5 protein-coding genes and 1 pseudogene are annotated in these 4,618 nt (G+C 73.2%); 1 reads left to right on the top strand and 5 read right to left on the bottom strand.

Annotated features, from left to right (window positions below):
* The coding region (locus IE312_RS42165; RefSeq protein ID WP_229900528.1) for an enoyl-CoA hydratase/isomerase family protein at nucleotides 1-528 on the top strand (528 nt) is incomplete at its 5' end.
* Between the two features lie 87 nt (nucleotides 529-615).
* On the opposite strand, the gene IE312_RS28320 is transcribed toward IE312_RS42165, so the two are convergent.
* The 5 genes and pseudogenes from IE312_RS28320 to IE312_RS42160 all read right to left on the bottom strand — a co-directional run.
* The gene (locus IE312_RS28320) at nucleotides 616-1,371 is read right to left on the bottom strand and encodes an SDR family oxidoreductase (protein WP_189985141.1); all 756 of its coding nucleotides are present in this window, start codon (nucleotides 1,369-1,371) and stop codon (nucleotides 616-618) included.
* Nucleotides 1,372-1,376: 5 nt separating this feature from the next.
* Entirely contained in the window at nucleotides 1,377-3,161 is a 1,785-nt protein-coding gene (locus IE312_RS28315) for a glycoside hydrolase family 15 protein (RefSeq protein ID WP_189985140.1), read from the bottom strand.
* Between the two features lie 77 nt (nucleotides 3,162-3,238).
* The gene (locus tag IE312_RS28310) at nucleotides 3,239-4,036 is read right to left on the bottom strand and encodes an SURF1 family cytochrome oxidase biogenesis protein (RefSeq protein WP_189985139.1); all 798 of its coding nucleotides are present in this window, start codon (nucleotides 4,034-4,036) and stop codon (nucleotides 3,239-3,241) included.
* 50 nt (nucleotides 4,037-4,086) lie between these two features.
* On the bottom strand, nucleotides 4,087-4,320 hold the full coding sequence (locus tag IE312_RS28305) for a metallothionein (RefSeq protein ID WP_189985138.1): 234 nt from the start codon (nucleotides 4,318-4,320) through the stop codon (nucleotides 4,087-4,089).
* Nucleotides 4,321-4,446: 126 nt separating this feature from the next.
* Nucleotides 4,447-4,618 (bottom strand): annotated as a pseudogene (locus IE312_RS42160) (DEDDh family exonuclease); the annotation flags it as partial.

Raw genomic sequence — 4,618 nt, 5'->3', positions numbered from 1 at the left:
CTCGCGCGCCGTGACGACGCCGGGCTCGACGCGACCATCGCCGAGTACCAGGAGGCGTTCACCTGGTGGCGGCGGACCGACATCGTGTCCATCGCCGCCGTCCAGGGACATGCCATCGGGGCCGGCTTCCAGCTCGCCCTCGGCTGCGACCTGCGGGTCGTCGCCGACGACGTGCAGTTCGCCATGCGTGAGACCAGTCTCGGCCTCGTACCCGACCTGACCGGCACGCACCCGCTGGTCGGGCTCGTCGGGTACGCCCGCGCGCTGGAGATCTGCGCGACCGGGCGGTTCGTCGGGGCCGAGGAGGCGGTGTCGAGCGGGCTGGCCAACCTCGCGGTGCCCGCGGCGGAACTGGACGGGGCGGTACGGGACCTGGCGGCGGCGCTCCTGGCGGCGCCGCGGGACGCGGTCGTGGAGACCAAGGCGCTGCTGCGCGGCGCCGTGGACCGCACCTACGACGAGCAGCGCGCGGCCGAGCGCGCCGCACAGTCCCGACGCCTGCGCGACCTGGCCGGCCTCGGCGACTGACCCCGGCCCGTCCGGTACGGGCGGCCCACGCCCGTACCGGGGTACCTCAGTCGCGCGCTGTCGCAGCCCCCGCAGGGCGCGTAGGGGTCAGAAGCCGTGGCGGGTGCCGCCGTCCACCGGCACCATGACGCCCGTCACGTAGGAAGCCGCCGGAGACAGCAGGAACGCCGCCACCCGGCCGAACTCCGCCGGCGCCCCGTACCTGCGCAGCGGGATCCGGGACTCGTTCGCGGCCCGGGTGGCCTCCGGGTCCGCGGACCGGCCGTCCAGTTCACGCAAGCGGTCCGTGTCGATCCGGCCGGGCAGCACCCCCACCACCCGGATCCCGCGCGGCCCCAGCTCGTCGGCGAGCGACTTGGCGAACCCGGCGAGTCCGGGCCGCAGCCCGTTGGAGACGGTCAGCCCGGGGATCGGCTCGTGCACCGACCCGGACAGCACGAACCCGATGGCACCGCCCTCCTCCAGCTCGGCCGCCGCCGCGCGGGCGAGCCGTACCGCGCCCAGGAACACCGACTCGAACGCGGCGCGCCACTGCTCGTCGGTGTTGTCGGCGACGAACCCCGGCGGCGGCCCGCCCACACTCACGAGCATCCCGTGGAAGCCGCCGAAGTGCTCCCGTGCGGCGGCGATCAGCCGCTCCGGGGCCTGCGGGTCGGCGTTGTCCACGGCCACGCCCACCGCGTCCGGTCCCAGCTCCGCGGCGGCCTCGGTGACCTGCTTGTCCTCCCGTCCGGTGATGACGACCTTCGCCCCGTCGGCGATCAGCTCCCGCGCGGTGGCGTTGCCCAGCCCGCGGGTGGCGCCGGTGACGACGTACACCCGGTCCCTCAGTCCAAGATCCATGGCCCCTATCCTGCCTCGTCGCCCCCGTACAGGGTGAGGGCGGTGTTCACCAGGCCGATGTGACTGAACGCCTGCGGGATGTTGCCCAGCTGGCAGTGGTGGACGGGGTCGTACTCCTCGGCCAGCAGCCCCACGTCGTTGCACAGGCCCACCAGCCGGTCGAACAGCTCCCGCGCCTCCTTCTCCCGGCCGGTCAGGTACAGCGCGTCGGCCAGCCAGAACGAGCAGGCGAGGAACGCGCCCTCGCCGCTCGGCAGGCCGTCCACCACCGAGTCCTCGGTGTCGTAGCGGCGCAGGAAGCCGCCGTGGCCGAGGTCGTGACGGATCGCGTCGACGGTGCCGATCACCCGCGGGTCGTCCGGCGGCAGGAACCCGACGCGCGGGATGAGCAGCAGCGCCGCGTCGAGTGCCCGGGAGCCGTAGTACTGGGTGAAGGTGTTGCGGTCCGGGTCGAAGCCCTTCTCGCACACCTCTCGGTGCACCTCGTCCCGAAGTCTGCGCCAGCCCTCCAGGTCACCGTCCAGTTCCGGGTACCGCTCCAGGGTCCGCACGGCACGGTCGGCGGCCACCCACACCATCACCTTGGAGTGCACGAACTGGCGCCGCCCGCCGCGCACCTCCCACAGCCCCTCGTCCGGCTGCCGCCACACCGTCTCCAGGAACGTCATCAGCGAACGCTGCAGGGCCCACATGTGCGGCTTGGCGGGCAGGCCCGCGGCCCGGGCCAGCGACAGCGAGTCCATCACCTCGCCGTACACGTCGAGCTGGAGCTGCTCGACGGCGCCGTTGCCGATGCGTACGGGGGTGGAACCGGCGAAGCCGGGCAGCCAGGAGAGTTCGCTCTCACCCACCCGGCGTTCGCCCGCGACGCCGTACATGATCTGCAGGTCGGCCGGATCGCCCGCGACCGCGCGCAACAGCCAGTCGCGCCAGGCCCCGGCCTCGTCCTGGAAGCCCATGGACAGCAGCGCGCCGAGGGTGAGGGTGGAGTCGCGCAGCCAGCAGTACCGGTAGTCCCAGTTGCGCACCCCGCCCGGCTGCTCGGGCAGCGAGGTGGTCGCCGCCGCGACGATCCCGCCGGTCGGGGCGTACGTCAGCGCCTTGAGGGTGATCAGGGAGCGGACGACGGCGTCCCGGTACGGCCCCTCGTACGTGCACCGGCGGGCCCAGCGCCGCCAGTCGGTGACGCTGTGCTCCAGCGCCTCGTACGGGTCGACGAGCGGCGGGCGCCTCTCGTGCGAGGGGTGCCAGGTCAGCACGAACGCGACCCGCTCGCCCTCGGCGACGGTGAACTCCGAGTGGGTGCCGAAGTCCTCGCCCCACGTGTGCACGGGCGGCTCGGAGCGCAGCCACGCGGAGTCCGGGCCGGCGACGGCCACCCGGTGGCCGTCCGAGCGGCGCACCCAGGGCGTGATCGACCCGTAGTCGAAACGCAGGCGGAGCGTGCTGCGCACGGTGACCCGGCCGCTGACGCCCTCCACGATCCGTACCAGGTCGGGCGCGCGGTCACGCTGTGGCATCAGATCGGTGACGCGTACCGTGCCGTCGGCGGTCTCCCACTCGGTGTCGAGGACGAGGGTCTGCGGCCGGTAGGCACGGCGGGTGCAGACACCGGCCCCCTCGGGCGCGATCCTCCAGTGGCCGTGGTCCTCGTCGCCCAGCAGCCGGGCGAAGCAGGCGCCGGAGTCGAAGCGCGGCAGGCACAGCCAGTCGACCGAGCCGTCCCTGCCGACCAGGGCCGCGGTCTGCTGGTCCCCGATGACGGCGTAGTCCTCGATGCGCGCGTCCACGGGATGCGGTTTCCCGGCGGGCCGGGGGGCCAATCAGGGGGTCCGCCGGGGGAGTGATGCGCGGGAACCGGACGCGCTCAGACCGTGGCCGGTTCGCTCTCCTCCGGCTGCCGCTCGGCCGCGGCCTCCTCCCGGTCGCGGATCTCCCGCCGCACCAGGAACCACCAGCCGACCGGGACGGCCGCCGCGAACAGCCACCACTGGATCATGTACGCGTAGTTCAGCGGGGCGTCCTCGCTGCCCGGGTCGGAGATCTGCTCCGGGGAGCCGCCCTCGGCCGCGGGCGCCGTCTGCTGGATGTAGCCGCCGAGCACCCGCGCGCCGAGCCGTCGTGCCTCCTCGGCACTGTTGATCAGCATGATCTGCCGGTCCGGCAGACCGGCGACGTTCTTGATGCCGCTCGCCGCGGTGGTCTCGTCGGCCATCAGCCGCCCGGTCACGCTGGTCCGGCCGGCCGGCGGGGCGGGGACCTTCGGGAAGGCGGTCTGCACGCCGTTCGCGGGGATCCAGCCGCGGTTGACGAGCAGCACCTTGCCGTCGTCGAGCACGAAGGGGGTGAGGACGTGGAAGCCGACCTCGCCGTCGGCGTTGGTGCGGCGCCGGACCACGACCTGCCTGGCGGTGTCGAAGGTGCCGGTCGCGGTCACCGTGCGGTACTTCTCGGCGCGGGTCACGGTGTGCCCGGGGGCGGTCAGCCGCTCGACCGGGACCGGCTTCGCGTGCAGCGCCGAGGAGACCAGGTCGTTGCGGGCGGTGCGCTCCTCGTACCGGTGCTGCTGCCAGAAGCCCAGCCGTATCATCGTCGGGATCAGCGCGATCGCGACGAGCGTGAGGATCACCCACTGGCGGGACAACAGGAAGCGGTAACGGTGCACCCCACGACGGTACCCTCCGGGCCGTGGGGTGCAATCAGCCGGGTACCGGGTCAGACCCGGTCGACGATGCCCGTCCTCCCCTCCTGGCGGGCGCAGTGCGCGCCGCAGTACCAGTGGCCCTCCACCTCCACGCCCTGCCCGATGATCTGCACCCGGCAGTGCTCGCAGACCGGGGCCATGCGGTGGATCGCGCAGGAGAAGCAGTCGAAGACGTGTACCGCGCCCTGCGCGTGCACCTCGAAGGTCATTCCGTAGTCATTGCCGCACACTTCGCATGTCGCCATGGGGCACAGGGTGAGCCGTCGGCCGAGCGGCGGGCGAGCGGGCGCCGGGTGAGTCGTGGGGCAATCACCCGTTCGTACGATCACTCGGCCGGGACGCGGCCACTCGTCGTCAGCCGACCGGGACGGTCACGCGTCGGCGGGCTCGACATCGCCCAGCAGCTGACCGAACGCGGCCTCGTCCACGATCGGCGTGCCGTACTGCCGGGCCTTGACGGTCTTCGACGTGCCCGAGTCCGGGTCGTTGGTCACCAGCAGGCTGGTGAGCCGGGAGATGCTGGTGGCGACGTGCAGCCCGGCC

Source organism: Streptomyces capoamus (assembly GCF_014654935.1).
Lineage (GTDB): Bacteria > Actinomycetota > Actinomycetes > Streptomycetales > Streptomycetaceae > Streptomyces > Streptomyces capoamus.
The sequence above is the reverse complement of the archived record's forward strand: the minus strand, read 5'-3'. Positions and strand labels throughout refer to the sequence as shown.

Bases quoted from the DNA above. Each gene is read 5' to 3' on its own strand.
- IE312_RS28305 (WP_189985138.1), bottom strand. From the start codon at position 4,320: ATGGCGACATGCGAAGTGTGCGGCAATGACTACGGAATGACCTTCGAG.
- IE312_RS28320 (WP_189985141.1), bottom strand. From the start codon at position 1,371: ATGGATCTTGGACTGAGGGACCGGGTGTACGTCGTCACCGGCGCCACC.